This window comes from Allopusillimonas ginsengisoli (genome assembly GCF_004153455.1).
In the GTDB taxonomy this organism is placed as follows: Bacteria; Pseudomonadota; Gammaproteobacteria; order Burkholderiales; family Burkholderiaceae_B; genus Allopusillimonas; species Allopusillimonas ginsengisoli.
Genome location: NZ_SDQE01000001.1, coordinates 569282 through 585377, shown reverse-complemented (window position 1 = coordinate 585377; position 16096 = coordinate 569282). Strand labels below are relative to the sequence as shown.

Annotated in this window: 15 protein-coding genes and 1 other RNA gene; 13 read left to right on the top strand and 3 right to left on the bottom strand. The window is 59.3% G+C overall.

Translation table 11 applies throughout. The features are described 5' to 3' along the window. Positions 1-118 precede the first annotated feature (118 nt). The 12 genes from modA (at position 119) to ERE07_RS02930 (ending at position 11847) form a co-directional block, all read left to right on the top strand. On the top strand, positions 119-844 hold the full coding sequence (modA, locus tag ERE07_RS02990; protein WP_130007311.1) for a molybdate ABC transporter substrate-binding protein: 726 nt from the start codon (positions 119-121) through the stop codon (positions 842-844). Between the two features lie 3 nt (positions 845-847). Then, a complete protein-coding gene (gene modB, locus ERE07_RS02985) occupies positions 848-1507 on the top strand; it encodes a molybdate ABC transporter permease subunit (RefSeq protein ID WP_280634348.1) in 660 nt (219 codons plus the stop codon). 15 nt (positions 1508-1522) lie between these two features. Next, a complete protein-coding gene (modD, locus tag ERE07_RS02980; protein WP_245153370.1) occupies positions 1523-2392 on the top strand; it encodes a ModD protein in 870 nt (289 codons plus the stop codon). Between the two features lie 239 nt (positions 2393-2631). Continuing rightward, positions 2632-2910: a BrnA antitoxin family protein gene (locus tag ERE07_RS02970; RefSeq protein WP_130007310.1), complete on the top strand. Its 279-nt coding sequence runs from the start codon at positions 2632-2634 to the stop codon at positions 2908-2910. 73 nt (positions 2911-2983) lie between these two features. Beyond that, positions 2984-3081, top strand: an RNA gene (gene ffs / locus ERE07_RS02965) — signal recognition particle sRNA small type. Between the two features lie 84 nt (positions 3082-3165). After that, positions 3166-5490 carry a DNA polymerase III subunit gamma/tau gene (dnaX, locus tag ERE07_RS02960; protein WP_130007309.1) on the top strand — a complete coding sequence of 775 codons (2325 nt, stop codon included), beginning with the start codon at positions 3166-3168 and terminating at the stop codon, positions 5488-5490. 135 nt (positions 5491-5625) lie between these two features. Further along, positions 5626-5952: a YbaB/EbfC family nucleoid-associated protein gene (locus ERE07_RS02955; RefSeq protein ID WP_130007308.1), complete on the top strand. Its 327-nt coding sequence runs from the start codon at positions 5626-5628 to the stop codon at positions 5950-5952. A gap of 7 nt (positions 5953-5959) precedes the next feature. Further along, a complete protein-coding gene (gene recR, locus ERE07_RS02950; RefSeq protein WP_130007307.1) occupies positions 5960-6571 on the top strand; it encodes a recombination mediator RecR in 612 nt (203 codons plus the stop codon). Between the two features lie 90 nt (positions 6572-6661). After that, positions 6662-7702: an ABC transporter substrate-binding protein gene (locus ERE07_RS02945; protein WP_130007306.1), complete on the top strand. Its 1041-nt coding sequence runs from the start codon at positions 6662-6664 to the stop codon at positions 7700-7702. Further along, on the top strand, positions 7695-8504 hold the full coding sequence (locus tag ERE07_RS02940; protein WP_130007305.1) for an ABC transporter ATP-binding protein: 810 nt from the start codon (positions 7695-7697) through the stop codon (positions 8502-8504). The genes ERE07_RS02945 and ERE07_RS02940 overlap by 8 nt, the downstream gene beginning before the upstream one ends. A gap of 3 nt (positions 8505-8507) precedes the next feature. Continuing rightward, a complete protein-coding gene (locus tag ERE07_RS02935; RefSeq protein ID WP_130007304.1) occupies positions 8508-9302 on the top strand; it encodes an ABC transporter permease in 795 nt (264 codons plus the stop codon). A gap of 328 nt (positions 9303-9630) precedes the next feature. Continuing rightward, positions 9631-11847 (top strand): TonB-dependent receptor, encoded by a 2217-nt coding sequence (locus tag ERE07_RS02930; RefSeq protein ID WP_130007303.1) that lies wholly within the window; start codon positions 9631-9633, stop codon positions 11845-11847. Positions 11848-11873: 26 nt separating this feature from the next. On the opposite strand, the gene ERE07_RS02925 is transcribed toward ERE07_RS02930, so the two are convergent. From ERE07_RS02925 to tal, 3 genes are read right to left on the bottom strand one after another with little or no spacing between them, the layout of a single operon-like run. Then, positions 11874-12671 (bottom strand): metallophosphoesterase family protein, encoded by a 798-nt coding sequence (locus ERE07_RS02925; protein ID WP_245153367.1) that lies wholly within the window; start codon positions 12669-12671, stop codon positions 11874-11876. 14 nt (positions 12672-12685) lie between these two features. Further along, positions 12686-13690 carry a diacylglycerol/lipid kinase family protein gene (locus ERE07_RS02920; protein WP_130007301.1) on the bottom strand — a complete coding sequence of 335 codons (1005 nt, stop codon included), beginning with the start codon at positions 13688-13690 and terminating at the stop codon, positions 12686-12688. 40 nt (positions 13691-13730) lie between these two features. Then, the gene (gene tal, locus ERE07_RS02915; RefSeq protein WP_130007300.1) at positions 13731-14687 is read right to left on the bottom strand and encodes a transaldolase; all 957 of its coding nucleotides are present in this window, start codon (positions 14685-14687) and stop codon (positions 13731-13733) included. A 248-nt stretch (positions 14688-14935) separates the two neighbouring features. Between tal and carA the strand changes: the two genes are divergently transcribed. Then, a complete protein-coding gene (gene carA / locus ERE07_RS02910; protein WP_167670707.1) occupies positions 14936-16090 on the top strand; it encodes a glutamine-hydrolyzing carbamoyl-phosphate synthase small subunit in 1155 nt (384 codons plus the stop codon). Positions 16091-16096: the final 6 nt, after the last annotated feature.

The window sequence follows — 16096 nt, the reverse complement described above, 5'->3', positions numbered from 1 at the left end:
GACGGTGGGCGGGCACAAGCGGCTACCTTCCCATATCGTTATATAGTAAGGTATATTTCGACCGCGCTATGTATCGGCGCTTAGATATGAATAACGCTTCCCTAGGAAATATACCCACATGAAACTTCGCGTGTTTGGGCTTGCAATTGGCCTGTTCGTTTCTTGCGCTGCCCCGGTGGGGGCGGAAACCTTGCTGATTGCGTCGGCATCAGGGTATCGCAAACCATTGATGGAGCTCATCCAGAAATTCCCGGCCTCGTCGGACATCAAAGTTGAAGCCAGCTTTGGCCATATGAAGCAGATCGAGACCCAGGCTCGACAGAATCCGGACATTGCGCTTTTGGTCGGCGACCGGGCCTTCCTGGAACCCATGAAGCTGGCCGATCGCTATGAGCGCCTGGGTTCGGGCAAGCTGGCGTTGATCTATTCGAAAACAATCAAACTGACGTCGGTACAGGATCTGGGTAGCGATAAGGTACAGCGTTTTGCGACGCCAGACCAGAAACGGGCCATTTATGGCAACGCGGCGATGCAGTGCCTGCAGCGCACGGGCTTGATAGATAAGGTCGGCGGAAAAATGGTCGAAAACGACACGGTGCCGCAGGTCGGGTCTTATGTGGCGCTGGGTGAAATGGATGCCGGCTTCGTCAATCTGACGGAGGCGCTGGGCCAGGGCGATCGCATCGGTGGATACGTGCAGGCACCCGCCGATTGCTACGATCCCATCGATATCAGCATGGCGGTCATGAAAAACCACGAGGGCGATAAGGCGGTCAAGGCTTGGATTGATTTTGTGTCCAGTGCGCCAGCGCGCGAGATATTGAGCCACTACGGCCTGGATTAAAGCGTGGCCGACTGTGCGCAGGCCTCACTCTGGCTGACCGCCGAAGTGTTGCTGTGGAGCATGCTGCTGCAGTTGGTGGTGGGCGCGGGCCTGGGCTGGCTGATGGCCCGCCGAACGTTCTCCGGCAAGGGCGTGCTGGATGCCATGGTGATGTTGCCGCTGATCTTTCCTCCCATCGTGCTGGGCTATGCCCTGTTGGTGGCATTGGGACGCAATGGCTGGCTGATGCAGGCTTTGCCGTCCGCGCTCCGGCCCGAGCTCGTGTTTGCCACACCGGGCCTGGTTATCGCAGCGTTTGTGGCGGGCCTGCCGCTCATGGTCAAGCCCGTGCAAACGGCCTTTATGGGCGTCCCGGCACGTCTGCGCGAAGCGGCCGCCACACTGGGTGAGCGCCCTTGGACGGTGTTCTGGCGGGTGGAATGGCCTTTGGCGCGACGCGGCATTGCCGCGGGCTTGATTCTGTCAGGCGGCCGGGCGTTGGGCGAAGTCGGCATTTCGTTGATGCTGGGCGGCAATATTTCGGGTCGCACTGAAACCTTGTCGCTGGCGATCTACAACAGTGTGCTCGATGGTCAGTTCGATTGCGCGAACCAATTGTCGCTGCTGCTGGTAGGCATGTCTGCGCTGGCGTTTTTCCTGCTCAAGCGTTATGGAACGATTTGATTTCACTGAGGACGGATGATGAACAATGCCCCGCTGTTTTTTGAAACGTCGATGCTGGACGCCTGGCTGGAGGAAGACGTTGGGTTTTTCGATTTGACCAGTACGCTGCTGGATGTTGGCAACAGACCAGCCCGGATATCCTGGGTGGCGCGCCAGCCCATGACGCTGGCCTGCACAGAGGAAGTGGCGCGCATGGTACGCCAGCGCGGCGGATCAGTGTCGCTTTGCCTGCCCAGCGGACAGCGGGTGGAGCCGGGCACGGTGGCGGTCGTGGCACAAGGCGACGCACAGCCCCTGCTGGATTGCTGGAAGGTAGGACAGAACCTGCTGGAATACGCCTGTGGGGTAGCTACACGCACTCGCACTATGGTGGATGCTGCAGCCCGTGCGAATCCTGGCGTGGGCATACTCACGACCCGCAAGCATCCGCCCGGGTTGCGTCGCGTCGTTCAGAAGGCAGCGCTGGCCGGCGGAGCCTTTCCGCATCGCCTTGGCCTGTCCGAGACGGTGCTGGTGTTTCCCCAACATCGGGCCCTGATGCCGGGCGGTTGGGCCGAGCTGCGCAAAGCGCTGGATGTTCATCGGCCTCATCTGGTGGAAAAGAAAATCGTGATTGAAGCCGACACCTATGAGGATGCCTGCGAGGCGGCTCGTTGCGGCGCCGATGTAATCCAGTTCGATAAGGTCGAGCCCGCGCAGCTTGCGCAATGGTGCCCGCTCTTGCGGGCGGAATGGCCCTCACTGGGGCTGCTCGCCGCAGGCGGTATCCGTCAGCACAATGTCGCGGAATATGCGGCCAGCGGGGTGGATGCTCTGGTGACCAGCAGCCTGTACTTCGGCCCGCCAGCGGATGTTGGGGTGAACGTGACGGCGATGGGGGCGTGAAAATACGAAGCGATGAAACCTTTCAGTTTCATCGCTTTGGAGGGCGGGGCTAAGCCATGATGAGATCTTCTACAGCCCCTCTCTACACGAGCATAGAGGGAGGCATGATGTTGTAATTCTACTTTATTGTACTTACAATAAAAATGAAGATCACCTTCCATGCTATCAAAAGTCTGCGACTGTTCACGGCATTCGGGTGATTAGCTTTCGTAAAGCAAACTGTAGAGAGGCAAGAAGATATGCCAAATCGCTTACCCTTAATTGATTCCGATGGCGAAGTGCGTGAGTTGTTAGATGCGGATTTCGCGGCCGCCAAAAGACTGGATTCGCTTCCTGAGAGTGTTCAGAAAACATTGCGTGGTCTAGGCAAGCGTGGCTCGCAACGCGCGCCAACAAAAGAGCTGGTGACGATTCGGCTGTCCAGAGATGTCGTGGATCATTTTCGTGGAGCCGGCCGTGGCTGGCAGACCCGAATAGACGAAGCGCTGAAGAAGGCAGTGAAAACGGGAATCGCCTGAGTCTTTGCATCTATACAAATGTGGTGCACGATGCGCCTTAACGCGATTCTCAAACTCCTGTTAAACTTCGCTTGGCGGGCCCCTTCGCATGGTTCGGCGGTGAATCTGGTCAGGTCGGGAACGAAGCAGCCATAGTCGTTCAGAGCCAGTGCCGAAGTAAGGCTCGCCTCTTCATTTGCGGGTAGTTTTCCGCGTCCCCATGCCCGCGCCCAATCAGGTACACTTTCCGTTTACCCTCGGGTTTCAGGCTTTTGCATGACATATCTTGTACTTGCGCGAAAATGGCGACCAAGGTCGTTCGACACGCTGATCGGTCAGGATCACGTTGTGCGCGCACTGACGCACGCCTTGTCCACCCAGCGTCTGCACCATGCCTGGCTGTTTACGGGCACGCGGGGCGTTGGCAAGACCACGCTGTCGCGCATCCTGGCCAAGTCCCTCAACTGTGAAACCGGCATCACGGCCACGCCTTGCGGTGTCTGTCGCGCGTGCACCGAAATCGATTCCGGCCGTTTTGTGGATTATGTCGAGCTCGATGCCGCGTCCAACCGCGGTGTCGACGAAATGACGCAACTGCTGGAGCAGGCGGTGTATGCGCCGGGCAGTGGTCGCTTCAAGGTCTACATGATCGACGAAGTTCACATGCTTACCGGGCATGCGTTCAACGCCATGCTCAAAACGCTTGAAGAGCCGCCGCCGCACGTCAAGTTCATCCTGGCAACGACGGATCCTCAAAAGATCCCGGTTACGGTGCTTTCTCGCTGTTTGCAGTTCAATCTCAAGCAAATGACCGGAGAATCCATCGTCAGCCATTTGCAAGGCGTACTGGATCAGGAAGGCATTCAGTACGAAACCCCTGCGCTGCGTCTGCTGGCTCAGGCAGCGTCGGGTTCTATGCGCGATGCGCTGTCCCTTACTGACCAGGCGATTGCCTATAGTGCGGGCAACCTGTCGGGCGAAGCGGTGCGCGGTATGTTGGGCACCATCGATCAGCGTCATCTGATTGCTTTGCTGCAGGCGCTGTCACAAGGCAGTGCATCGCAGGTGCTGGCTGTGGCAGACGAACTCGCCATGCGTGGTCTTTCGTACAGCGGCGCACTGGCAGACTTGGCCATATTGCTGTCGCGTATCGCCATAGAACAGCGGATTCCGGGCGCCACGTCGGCAGACGACCCGCTGGCCGAAGATATTGCCGCGCTTGCCCAGTCCTTGCATCCGGATCAGACACAGCTGTTTTATTCCGTTGCGGTGCACAGCCGCAGCGAGCTTACCCTCGCGCCAGATGAGTATGCAGGGTTCGTGATGGCGTGTTTGCGCATGTTGTCGCTGGTGCCGCCGGGCACTGTGCCGCCGCCTTCGGGCGGGCAGGCTGCAGACGGCGCGGCAGCCGGGGCTGAGCAGGCAGGCACGCCCGCCAAGGCAAGCGCGGCGCCAGCGCCGGATGCGGCAACCCTGACAGCGGCGCCCGCTGCGGAGTCCGTCGGTATACCCCCCTTAGACGCACCCGCCAAGGCGGGTGGCACCGGCGCGTCATCTGACAGCGCCAACATACCGGTCGCCGGCGCGCCCAAGGCGGCTGGGACTGGGCAGGCGGATCCAGCGCGAGCCGCCACAATTATGCAGCGACAAGGTGCCGCCAGCATGGCGGCCCCGTCGCCTGCCGCCGCCGCGGCATCCGGGGATTCAATCACAACTGTTGCGCCCGCCGACGATATTCCAGCGTGGGAAGACGATGTCCGTCCTCCGGCCGAATCAAAGCGCCCGCAATCCAGCGCGCGTGCCACAGCCAGGCAAGATGTCGCTGCCGCTGCGTCGCCCGCTCGTGTTCAGGCCGGTGCGCCCGAGGCGCACACCGCTGAAACGCCGTCGGCTGTGCCGTCAGATCGCACGGTTGCTTCGGCAGCGGCCCCGGCGGCATCCGCCGCAGCAATCCATGCCACGGCGGAAGACGGTTTCGAGACTATGCAGTCGGCGCCCGCCACCGACCCGGAGGCAGGTTATTTCGACGAAGCCCGATTTGTGCCAGACGACGATGATGGCGCGCGCTTCGTGCCTGCAGAATCGGACGGCGATGACGGCGCGGATGCCATTCCAGGGGGGTTCGCCCTGCGCGAAGACGGTGGCGAGTCGACTTTGCCGCCCGGCATTGCGCCTGCCCGTAAAAAAAGCAAAACTCCCCGCCTGCGTGACATGACGTCGCAGGCATGGCCTGCGCTGGCGGCCAAGCTACCCTTGAGCGGCCTGGCGGCCGAGCTCGCCCGCCAGAGCGAATGGCTGGGCGGGCAGGGAGATCAAGTTCGTCTGCGGGTGGCGATACGGCCGCTGACCGAAATCCAGGGCAAGGCCAGGCTGCGCACGGTATTGTCCGAACACTTTGGCACGGCCGTCCAGCTTGAGGTCGAGTTTGGCCACACTGGCGACGAAACCGCGCACGCTGTCGCCCAGGCGCGCCGCGCAGAGCGGCAAAAAGACGCAGAGCAGGCCGTTGTCAACGACCCCTTTGTGCAAGAGCTGATCGCCAACTTCGGCGCCCGCGTGGTGCCAGGATCGGTCAGTGCTACCGAGGAAAGGGCGGCATGATGTGCGGTAGGCATACGGTCATCCTGTGCGTATACACTTCCCAACCGAGGCTGGTCCGATATTCGGAGACGGCTCGGTATTTTGAATAATCCAGGTTTATCCCTGGACTCTTTTCTTTATCAGGAAATATCCATCATGATGAAAGGTCAGATCGCCGGCTTGATGCGCCAGGCGCAACAGATGCAGGAAAACATGAAGAAAGCGCAGGAAGCGCTTGCGGAGATCATGGTCGAGGGCGCCTCGGGCGGCGGTCTGGTGAAGGTATCAATGAGCTGCCGCCACGATGTCAAGCGTGTCACCATCGATCCTACGCTGCTGGGCGAAGACAAAGACATGCTCGAAGACCTTGTCGCGGCCGCGTTCAACGATGCCCTGCGCAAGGCTGAAGCCGCTTCCCAGGAAAAAATGTCTTCTGTCACGGCGGGCATGCCCTTGCCTCCCGGGATGAAGCTGCCGTTCTGATTTGTCTATGGAAACGCCGCTTCCGGAACCCGAGCCGCTCAAGGCACTCATTGAATCCCTGCGCTGCTTGCCGGGAGTAGGTGTCCGCTCGGCCCGGCGCATGGCCTACCATCTGATGCAGCACGATACGCGGGGTGCGGACCAGCTCAGCCGCGCGTTGGCCTCGGCGGTTAAGGATCTGCGCCATTGCAGCCGCTGCAATGGGTTTTCAGAAGAAGATATCTGTCCGACTTGCGCCAATCCCAAGCGCGATGGCTCCTTGCTGTGCATCGTCGAAACGCCATCCGATCAGAATATGATCGAGTCCAGCCATGGCTATCGTGGTCTGTATTATGTATTGATGGGCCGACTGGCGCCGCTTGAGGGCGTGGGCCCGCGAGAACTACAGTTTGATCGGCTGATCGCGCGCGCCTGCGATGGCGAGGTGCGCGAAGTCATACTGGCCACCAACTTTACGGCAGAGGGCGAGACCACAGCGCATTACCTGTCCGAGTTGTTGCGCGAACGGGGGCTGAAAGTCAGCCGTTTGGCACGGGGTGTACCTGCAGGCAGCGAGCTTGAATATGTGGATGCCGGGACAATTGCCTGGGCTTTGATGGAACGGCGCAGCACGTCCTGAGATCGCTGCGCATGGTGCAAGTCCCTATGGCCGCAGGTTATTTCTACAGTACTATTACAAAGCAAAACAACATCCATCAGGAGATATCCCATGTCCCTTTCTAGACGCGACCTGCTCAAGATGGCAGGCGTAGCTGGCGCAGCCACGTTCGCTCCCGCTCTGACGCGGGCCCAGCAGCTTGAAAAGAAAGATGTCAGCATCGCCGTAGGTGGCCAGGCACTGATTTATTATCTGCCTTTGTCTATCGCCAATATCAATGGCTATTTCAAGGACGAGGGCCTGGAAGCCAAGATCATCGATTTTGCAGGTGGCTCCAAGGCACTGCAGGCAGTGGTCGGAGGAAGTGCAGACGTCGTTTCCGGCGCGTTCGAGCATACGATTACATTGCAGTCCAAAGGCCAGTTCTACCGCGCCTTCGCCCAGCAGGGCGCAGCGCCCATGATTGTGCTGGCGGTCTCCAACAAGACCATGGCGGACTACAAGTCGCCGGCTGATCTCAAAGGCAAGAAAATCGGCGTAACGGCGCCAGGTTCGTCGACCAATATGATGGCCAGCTTCTTCCTGGACAAGCACGGTCTCAAGCCAACGGATGTGTCCTATATTGGCGTGGGCGCGGGTGCGGGTGCCATCACGGCGATGCGCACAGGCCAGATCGACGCGATCGCCAACCTTGATCCCGTGATCAGTACGCTGCTCAAGGAAGATGCGATCCAGGTCATTGCCGATACCCGCACCATCAAGGACACCAAGGATATTTTTGGCGGCAACATGCCGTCGGGCTGCCTGTATACCTCGCAGAAATTCATCGACGCCAACCCCAATACGGCCCAGGCGCTGGCCAATGCCATTGTGCGGGCGGATAAATGGATACACGCCAATAGCCCGGACGAGATTGCCAAGGTTGTTCCAGAGGGCTATCTGCTGGGAGACATCGAGCTCTACAAGCTGGCGCTCCAGGGCAATATGGAAGCTTTGTCCAAGGATGGCATGGTGCCCGACGATGGTCCGCAAACCGCGCTGAATGCGCTGGCTGCGTTCGTTGCCAACTTCCCCAAAGACAAGATCGATATTTCCAAGGTCTGGACCAACGATTTTGTCATCAAGGCCAATCAGAAATACCCCAATGCCTGAAGCAGCACTTTCTCTCGATAACATTACCTGCACGTTCGCCTCCAACGAGGGCGGTGGCAAAAGCTACACCGCCGTCAAGGAGGCGAGCCTCGCGATCGCGCCAGGAGAGTTTGTTTCCGTAGTCGGCCCCACCGGCTGCGGAAAATCGACACTATTGAACGTGGGGGCGGGCTTGCTGGCCCCATCGTCAGGCACGATACGTGTCTTTGGCCAAACGCTCAAAGGCGTAAATGCCCGTGCAGGCTATATGTTTCAGGGCGAAGCCCTGATGCCTTGGCGGGATGCGCTGTCCAATGTGACGGCAGGCCTCGAATTTGCAGGCGTGCCTGCCGCTCAGGCACGTGAAAAAGGCATGGACTGGCTGCGCCGTGTCGGGCTCGGCGGTTTCGAAAACCGCTACCCGCACCAGATGTCTGGCGGCATGCGCAAGCGTGCCATGCTTGCACAGACGCTCATCCGCGATCCCGACATCATTCTCATGGACGAGCCGTTTTCTGCGCTTGACGTCCAAACCCGGCAATTGATGGAGAATGAAGTCCTGGAACTGTGGATGGCCAGTCGCAAGGCCGTGCTGTTCATCACGCACGATCTCGATGAAGCCATTGCCATGAGCGACCGCGTGGTTGTGCTGTCTGCCGGCCCTGCCACGCATCCCATCGGCGAATTCCTGATCGATCTGCCCCGGCCGCGCGATGTGGCCGAAGTACGAACCAATCCCCGTTTCGTGGAGCTGCACCAGGCCATCTGGAACGTGCTGCGCGAAGAAGTTCTCAAGGGCTATGCCCAGCAAAAACGGGCCTGAAAGATGTCCAGCCTACAAAAATCTCATCATTACGTTCTCCGCTTCTGGCAGGTGCTGCTGCTGGTCATTGTGCTGCTTGCCTGGCATCTGGCCTCGCGCGACAATAATTTTGCTTTCTTCTTTGGGCGCCCCATTGAAGTCGCCAAGGTGATCTGGGCCTGGTTCATCACAAACAGAGATATCTACCTGCACCTGGGCATCACGCTGACAGAAACCGTGCTGGCCTTTGTCATTGGCACCGTTGCCGGACTGGCATTCGGTTTGTGGCTGGGTTTGTCGCGGGGAGCCAGTGCCTTGCTCGATCCCTATATCACCGCCGCCAATTCCATGCCTCGCGTCATTCTGGCGCCTATTTTCGGCATGTGGTTCGGCCTGGGCATCTGGTCCAAAGTGGCGCTGGCTGTGACGCTGGTGTTCTTCATTGTGTTTTTCAATGTCTACCAGGGCGTGCGCGAAGTGCCTTCAACCTTGCTCGACAACGCACGCATGCTCGGCGCCAATCGCAAGCAGCTGCTGCGCCATGTGTATATCCCATCTGCGACCAGCTGGGTGTTTTCCAGCCTGCACACTTCGGTTGGCCTGGCCTTTGTGGGGGCGGTGGTGGGCGAGTATCTGGGCTCGGCCAGCGGGGTAGGCTATTTGATCCTGCAGGCCGAGGGCACGCTGGACGTCAATACAGTGTTTGCGGGGATTGTCGTGTTGACGGTGTTCGCGCTTGTGCTCGATGGCATGGTGACGTTGGTCGAAGACCGGCTGCTGTCGTGGAAGCCCAAGGCGGGCGAGACCGAAAAACTGTGATTTGATCGGGCAGACCTTGGCCGGGCAGACCCTGCAAGTTCTGCCCGGAGATCACTCTCCGAACGATAATTTCGCAAAATAGCAACGTACAAAAGAAAAAATACGTTTCTAAATGAGAACTATTAACTATAATTAACGCCTAGTTCTTATCTACATCGGCTTTCCCCGCTGCAGGATCAGAGCCTGCAGCCTCCTTCTGCTCCCGTCCATGTATTTTCCATGCCGTCTGGCGCCGTAGGCGATGTTGCCTCACTGTGGGCGCTGGGGCGCCGCTGCTGCGTGCTGTTGCCGTCTGTTGTGTCCTTTATTTCTGACTTGGAAGCTCCTCATGCGTGTATTGAATCCTCCTTTCACCCCATCGCTGACCTTCGCTGCCGTGTTTTTCGCCATGTCGGCTGGCGTTCCCCTGGCTCATGCGCAGAAGCCTGGCACGGATGTGGAAACCTTGTCGCAAATCACCGTGCAAGCCAGCGCGGACGCCTCCGCAGACGGGTTGGCGCCTGCGTATGAGGGCGGGCAGGTCGCAACCGGGGCGCGCATCGGCATCCTTGGCAGTCGAGATTACATGGAAACGCCCTTCAGCTTTACCAGCTATACCAACGAGCTGATAGAAGACCGCCATGCGCACAGCGTCGGCGATGTCTTGCAAAATGATCCTGGTGTGAGGGTTGCCAGGGGTTTTGGCAATTTCCAGGAAGCCTATTTCATACGCGGCTTTCTGCTCGGCTCTGACGACGTGTCGTACAACGGTCTGTACGGCTTGTTGCCGCGCCAGTATATTTCGGCCGAAATCTTCGAGCGCGTGGATGTGCTGCGCGGTGCTTCGGCCTTCCTGACAGGGGCGACGCCGGGCGGTGGCGGCATCGGAGGCATCATCAATCTGGTGCCCAAGCGCGCACCTACCGAGCCGCTGACACGCCTGTCGGCCGGCTGGACCAGCAAGGGCACGATTGAGTCGTCGGCCGATGTCGCGCGTCGGTTTGGCGACGAACAGCAATTCGGTGTGCGCGTGAGCGCCGGACAGCGCGGCGGCGAGTCCTCGATTGATCGTGAACACAACAGTACAGGCGTTGTGTCGCTGGGGCTGGATTGGCAGGCGGATCGGTTTCGCCTGTCGGCAGATCTGGGCTGGCAAGAAAACCGTCTCAAACGCACGCGTACCAATGTTACGGTGGACGGTTTGACCGAAATTCCGGACGCGCCAGACGCCAGCAGCAATTTTGCGCAAGACTGGTCTTATTCCAATGAGCGGGATCTGTTTGGCTCGTTGCGAGGTGAGTTCGACGTAAGCGACAATGTAACCGCCTGGGCTGCCTACGGCATGCGTCGCAGCAAAGAGGCCAACTCACTGGCTAATGTCAGGCTCACCGACGGCGGCACCGGCGATGGCAACATTTATCGCTTTGACAATACCCGTCGCGATCGGGTCAAGACGGGCGAAGTCGGCTTGCGCGGCAAGCTGCAGACGGGGCCGGTAAAGCACGAAGTGGTTGTTGCGGCATCGTACTTCGATGCAGAAAAGGACAACGCTTATGCCATGGATTACACCAATACTTTTCCCACCAATATCTATGCCCCGCGCTACTATGCCAGGCCCGCTTTCAGCGCCGATACGCTATTTGGCAACGATCTGGATGACCCCGCGTTGCAAGGCCGCACGCGCCTGACCAGCTTCAGCATCGGCGACACCCTGTCGTTCCTGGATGATCGCCTCTTGTTGACGCTGGGTGTGCGGCATCAGACGATCAACGTGCGCTCCTATGCCTATGACACCGGCGCCGAAAGCGACCGCTACAAGCAAAGCCGCAACTCGCCCGCGGCAGGCCTGGTGGTCAAGCTCACGCCGGATATCTCGGCTTATGCCAACTACATAGAATCGCTGGCGCAGGGCGAAACCGCACCAACGACGCAAGGCGGCCTGCCTGTGGCGAACGCGGGCGAAATGCTGTCGCCTTATGTTTCCAAACAGAAAGAAATCGGCCTCAAATATGACGGCGGCGGGCTGGGCGGCGGCTTGGCTTTTTTCAGCACCGATAAGCCGCGTGCTTATGTGGGCGATGATCGCCGCTTCAGTGCAGCCGGCAAAGATCGCCACCAGGGCATTGAACTCACTATGTTTGGCGAATTAACGCCGTCCATGCGTGTGCTGGGCGGCGTTACCTGGCTCGATGCCAAGCAGCGTGACACCGGCGCTGCGGCAACGGATGGCAAGCGTGTAATCGGTGTGCCCCGGCTGCAGGCCAATCTTGGCCTCGAATGGGATATTCCGGGCGTAGAAGGGCTGGCCGTCGATGGCCGCGTGGTCTATACCGGCTCTTCTTATGCGGATTCCGAGAACACCCTCAAGGTGCCGGGTTGGACTCGCCTGGATGCCGGCCTGCGCTATCGCACCGAGATCAGCGGCAAGTCAGTAACATGGCGGGCACGGGTCGATAACATCACCAACCGCGATTATTGGGCCTCGGTCGGCGGCTACCCTGGCAACGGCTATCTGGTGCTGGGCGCGCCGCGCACGTATTCGTTAACGGCCAGCATCGAGTTTTGACAGCGCTGCGGTTGATGTAGGCTGCCTCAAGAAGGAAAGTTTTCGCGTATCGCCGCGCCGTCCACCTTCTTGAAGTTGCCTGCCCCCTCGTCATAATCCCAGCGTTCTACAACGCAGTGTCCGGGCTTGCCTTCGATTCCGTGGCGTATGAGATTGACGGAGTTGTTGGAATCATGACGGATCCGCGAGGAAAGCGCCGTTCCCGCCTGCAAGGCCCATACCTTACGATGAACGCCCGCGATGCGCTCATGCAGCGCACAGAGATAGGGGCGGTGTATATGGCCGCCCAGAATCAGGTCTACCCCGGCCTGTGCCCATACCGCGATCGCCTGTTCATGCCCCCGCAATAAATGTTCTTCGTCGACCGGCTTTATCACGTGCACAGGCTGGTGGGTGACTACGATGCGCAATTGCTTGGATGTGGCTTGTTTCAGGCGGTTTGCCACGCGGTCGATCTGCGCAGCAGAAACCTCCCCCTCGATATGCCGATAGCGGCGGGTTGTCCGCACGCCGATAACCAGCAGATCAGCGCACTCATGAACAGGCTCGAGATCGGGCCCGAAGGCTTGGGTATAGCGCCAGTAAGGTCGCAAGAGCCGGGTTGCGATGTCGTAAAGCGGGATGTCGTGATTGCCCGGGATGACCAGCCTGGCGGGGATGGTCAGGCGATTCATGAAGGCAAGCGCGGCAGAAAACTGCGTCTTGCGCGCGCGCTGTGTGACATCGCCCGACAGAATCACCAGATCAGGCGTTTGTGCTTGAGCCAGGCGTTCCAGTGCCTTGGCGACAGCCGGCCTTTCGGTGCCGAAGTGTGGGTCTGACATATGGAGCACCACCTTCATGCCGCCACATCCTTGTGATTGTCCGCAAAGGCATGCGGTGTGTCGTCATTGGTTTTTTGCCTGATCAATTGCAATGGCTCGGGAGCGACGCGAAACGCCAGCGGCGTATCCAGCCACATGACCTCGCCGTCTACAGCGACCTTGATGCGATGCTTGCGGTGCTTGTTGCCTCGCAGCAACCCGCGCGGCGATACCGACAGGCTGCGGAAACTGAAACCGGTGACGTTTTCTGCCTCGCCCAGCTTGCCCAGGGCGCCGCGCGCGGCCAACCACAGCATGGCCAGCGTTCCTACCGGCTTGACCGCGATGGCGGCGAGCTGGCCCTGTGTGACGGATTCTGCCTGTTCAACACCGACTTGCTCCAGCTGAAGGCGGTTGTTGCCGATAAAAAGCGTTGTTGTTCGGAGTTCTGACTGCTCGCTGCCCTGTTCCAGCACGAGGTTCAAGTACCGATGATCGCCGCAGGCCGTGACCAGCGCCGACCAAAGTGCCACAAACCGGCTGCGGCCATAACGTTGCTTGAACGCTTCGCGGTCTTCGAGCAACTGGGGGTACAAGCCTACGCTGGCATTCACAAGAAACACGCGATCATTGACCAGGCCAACCTGTACCGGCGTTACCTGCCCGTGCAATAAATCCTGCAGGGCTGCGTCGATGTCCTCGGGGATACCGAGGCTGCGCCCAAAATAATTGAATGTGCCTTGCGGGATGGCGCCGAAACAGCATCGCCGGCCCAGGGCTGCCGTAGCGACGGCGTTAATCGTTCCGTCTCCGCCGACGGCGACCACAGCGCCATTCTCGGACTCGGCCGCGTCAACGGCCTGTTGTATTGTCGCTGTCAGGTCGTCGATATCTTCTATGATGAACAGGTGGTAGCGCCTTGCTGCCGCGCGCATGGCGGATTCGATCGCGTCGCGGGCAGCGTCTGCATCCCGGCGGCCGGATCCGCCATTGAGGACGAAGCACAATGGCGGCTCGAATTGTTTCGTGTCGGCCTGCATTTTGGCCCCAGGGGCGCAGTCGGGTTTCGGCGTTGGCGCCTTATCCACGCGCCTTGCCAATCAAGGTATCCAGCTCAATTGCATCCGCGGCAAACTTGCGTATGCCTTCGGCCAGCTTTTCGGTGGCCATGGCATCGTTGTTCAACTCGGTACGGAAGGCAACCTCGTTGCTGGCCTGCCATTCTGGCGCCTTGTTGCGGGCGTTGGCAGGATCAAGCTGACGCTCCAGCGGGTTGTTGTCGCTGGCCAGCGCTTCGAGCAGGTCGGGGCTGATGGTGAGCAGGTCGCAGCCGGCCAGTGCGCGGATCTGGCCGATGTTGCGAAAGCTCGCGCCCATGATTTCGGTGCGGATGTCGTAGGCTTTGTAGTAATCGTAGATGCGGCGCACAGACTGCACGCCGGGATCGTCGGCACCGCTGCGGGCGGCTTCGTCCCACTTGTCGCCGGCGTCTTTTTTGTACCAGTCGTAGATACGGCCAACAAAAGGCGATATCAATTGCACTTTGGCCTGGGCGCAGGCCAGGGCCTGGGGCAGGCAAAACAGCAGCGTCATGTTGCAGCGTATGCCTTCGGCTTGCAGTACCTTGGCGGCCTGGATGCCTTCCCAGGTGGAGGCGAGTTTGATCAGTACGCGTTCACGATCGATGCCGGCACGTTTGTACATGGCAATGATCTGGCGCGCCCGTTCGATGCTGGCCTGGCTGTCGAACGACAGGCGGGCATCGACCTCGGTGGACACGCGGCCGGGGATGATTTTGAGAATTTCGTGACCAAAGGCCACCAGCAACTGGCTGGCGAGTTCGGAAGCCGAGGCGCCGCCATGATCTGCAATGACTTTTTGCACGAGCTCGCGGTTTTCCTCAAGCTTGACTGCTTTGAGGATGAGCGACGGATTGGTGGTGGCATCCGTCGGCTGGTAGGTGCGCATGGTTGCAAAATCGCCGCTGTCTGCGACGACGGTGGTGAACTGGCGCAAGGAATCAAGCTGATTGGTCATAGCATTTACACCGGTAGAAACTAGTCAGGGTCAACGTATCACTGTAGACGATTTTCCACAGGGCGGACAGTGCCGGGGCAGAGGGCGTGCAAAATACCCGCGCACCCGCGCCAGGCCTTGCGGCGCGTGCCTGACGATCCCTCGTATAACCCCCAATTGCATGAAATACAATACTAATCTTGGAGGGCGGCCCAGACTCAAGGTATAATCAGAAGGTTTAATTACTGACTTTATAACCGGGGTTTACAGTGCTGCCGTCACTATTTTCCGAGGGGGCCAACGGGTCTCCTCCAGCAATTCTTGCCTTGGCGGACGGTACCATCTTCAAGGGTGTCTCAATCGGCGCCGATGGTCATTGCGTCGCCGAAATCGTTTTCAATACCTCAATGACGGGATATCAGGAAATCCTGACCGATCCCAGCTACAACGGGCAAATCGTAACCCTTACCTATCCGCACATTGGCAACACCGGCGTGAACGACGAAGATGTCGAATCCACCCACATCCACGCCGCTGGCCTGGTGGTGCGCGACTGCTCGCTGCGTGTTTCCAATTTTCGCGCCACGCGCTCCCTGCCCGAATACCTGAAATCGCAAGGGGTGGTTGGTATCGCAGGCATTGATACCCGCAAGCTTACCCGTATCCTGCGCGAAGGCGGGGCGCAAGGGGCCTGCATCATGGTGGGCGAAGACGCCGACCGCGCGCTTGAACTGGCCCGCAATTTTCCGGGTATGTCCGGGCAAGACCTGGCCAAGGTTGTTTCCATCAAGGACAGCCGCGAATGGAAAGAGGGCACCTGGCAGCTGGGCGCAGGCTTCAGCACGCCCGACGACGCCAAGTATCACGTTGTGGCGTACGACTATGGCATCAAGACCAACATCCTGCGTCTGCTGGCCGATCGCGGCTGTCGCGTTACCCTGGTGCCGGCGCAAACGCCGGTGAACGACGTGCTGGCGCTCAATCCGGATGGATTGTTCCTGTCCAATGGTCCTGGCGACCCCGAGCCATGCACTTATGCCATCGAAACCTGCAAGGCCGCGCTGGAACGCAAGATTCCGCTGTTCGGTATTTGCCTGGGCCAGCAGATTATGGGCCTGAGCCTGAACGGCAAGACCATCAAAATGAAAACCGGTCATCATGGCGCCAATCACCCCGTGCAGGATCTCGACACCGGGCGCGTTTTCATCACCAGCCAGAACCATGGCTTCAACGTCGATCCCAAAACGCTGCCCAAGAACGTGCGTGTCACTCATGTGTCGCTATTCGACGGCACGCTGCAGGGCTTTGAGCTCACTGACTCACCGGCTTTCTGTTTCCAGGGCCATCCTGAAGCCAGCCCCGGGCCACACGATATCGTTGTGCTCTTCGACAAATTCATCAGCCTCATGGCCGGTCAAAAATAATTCCGC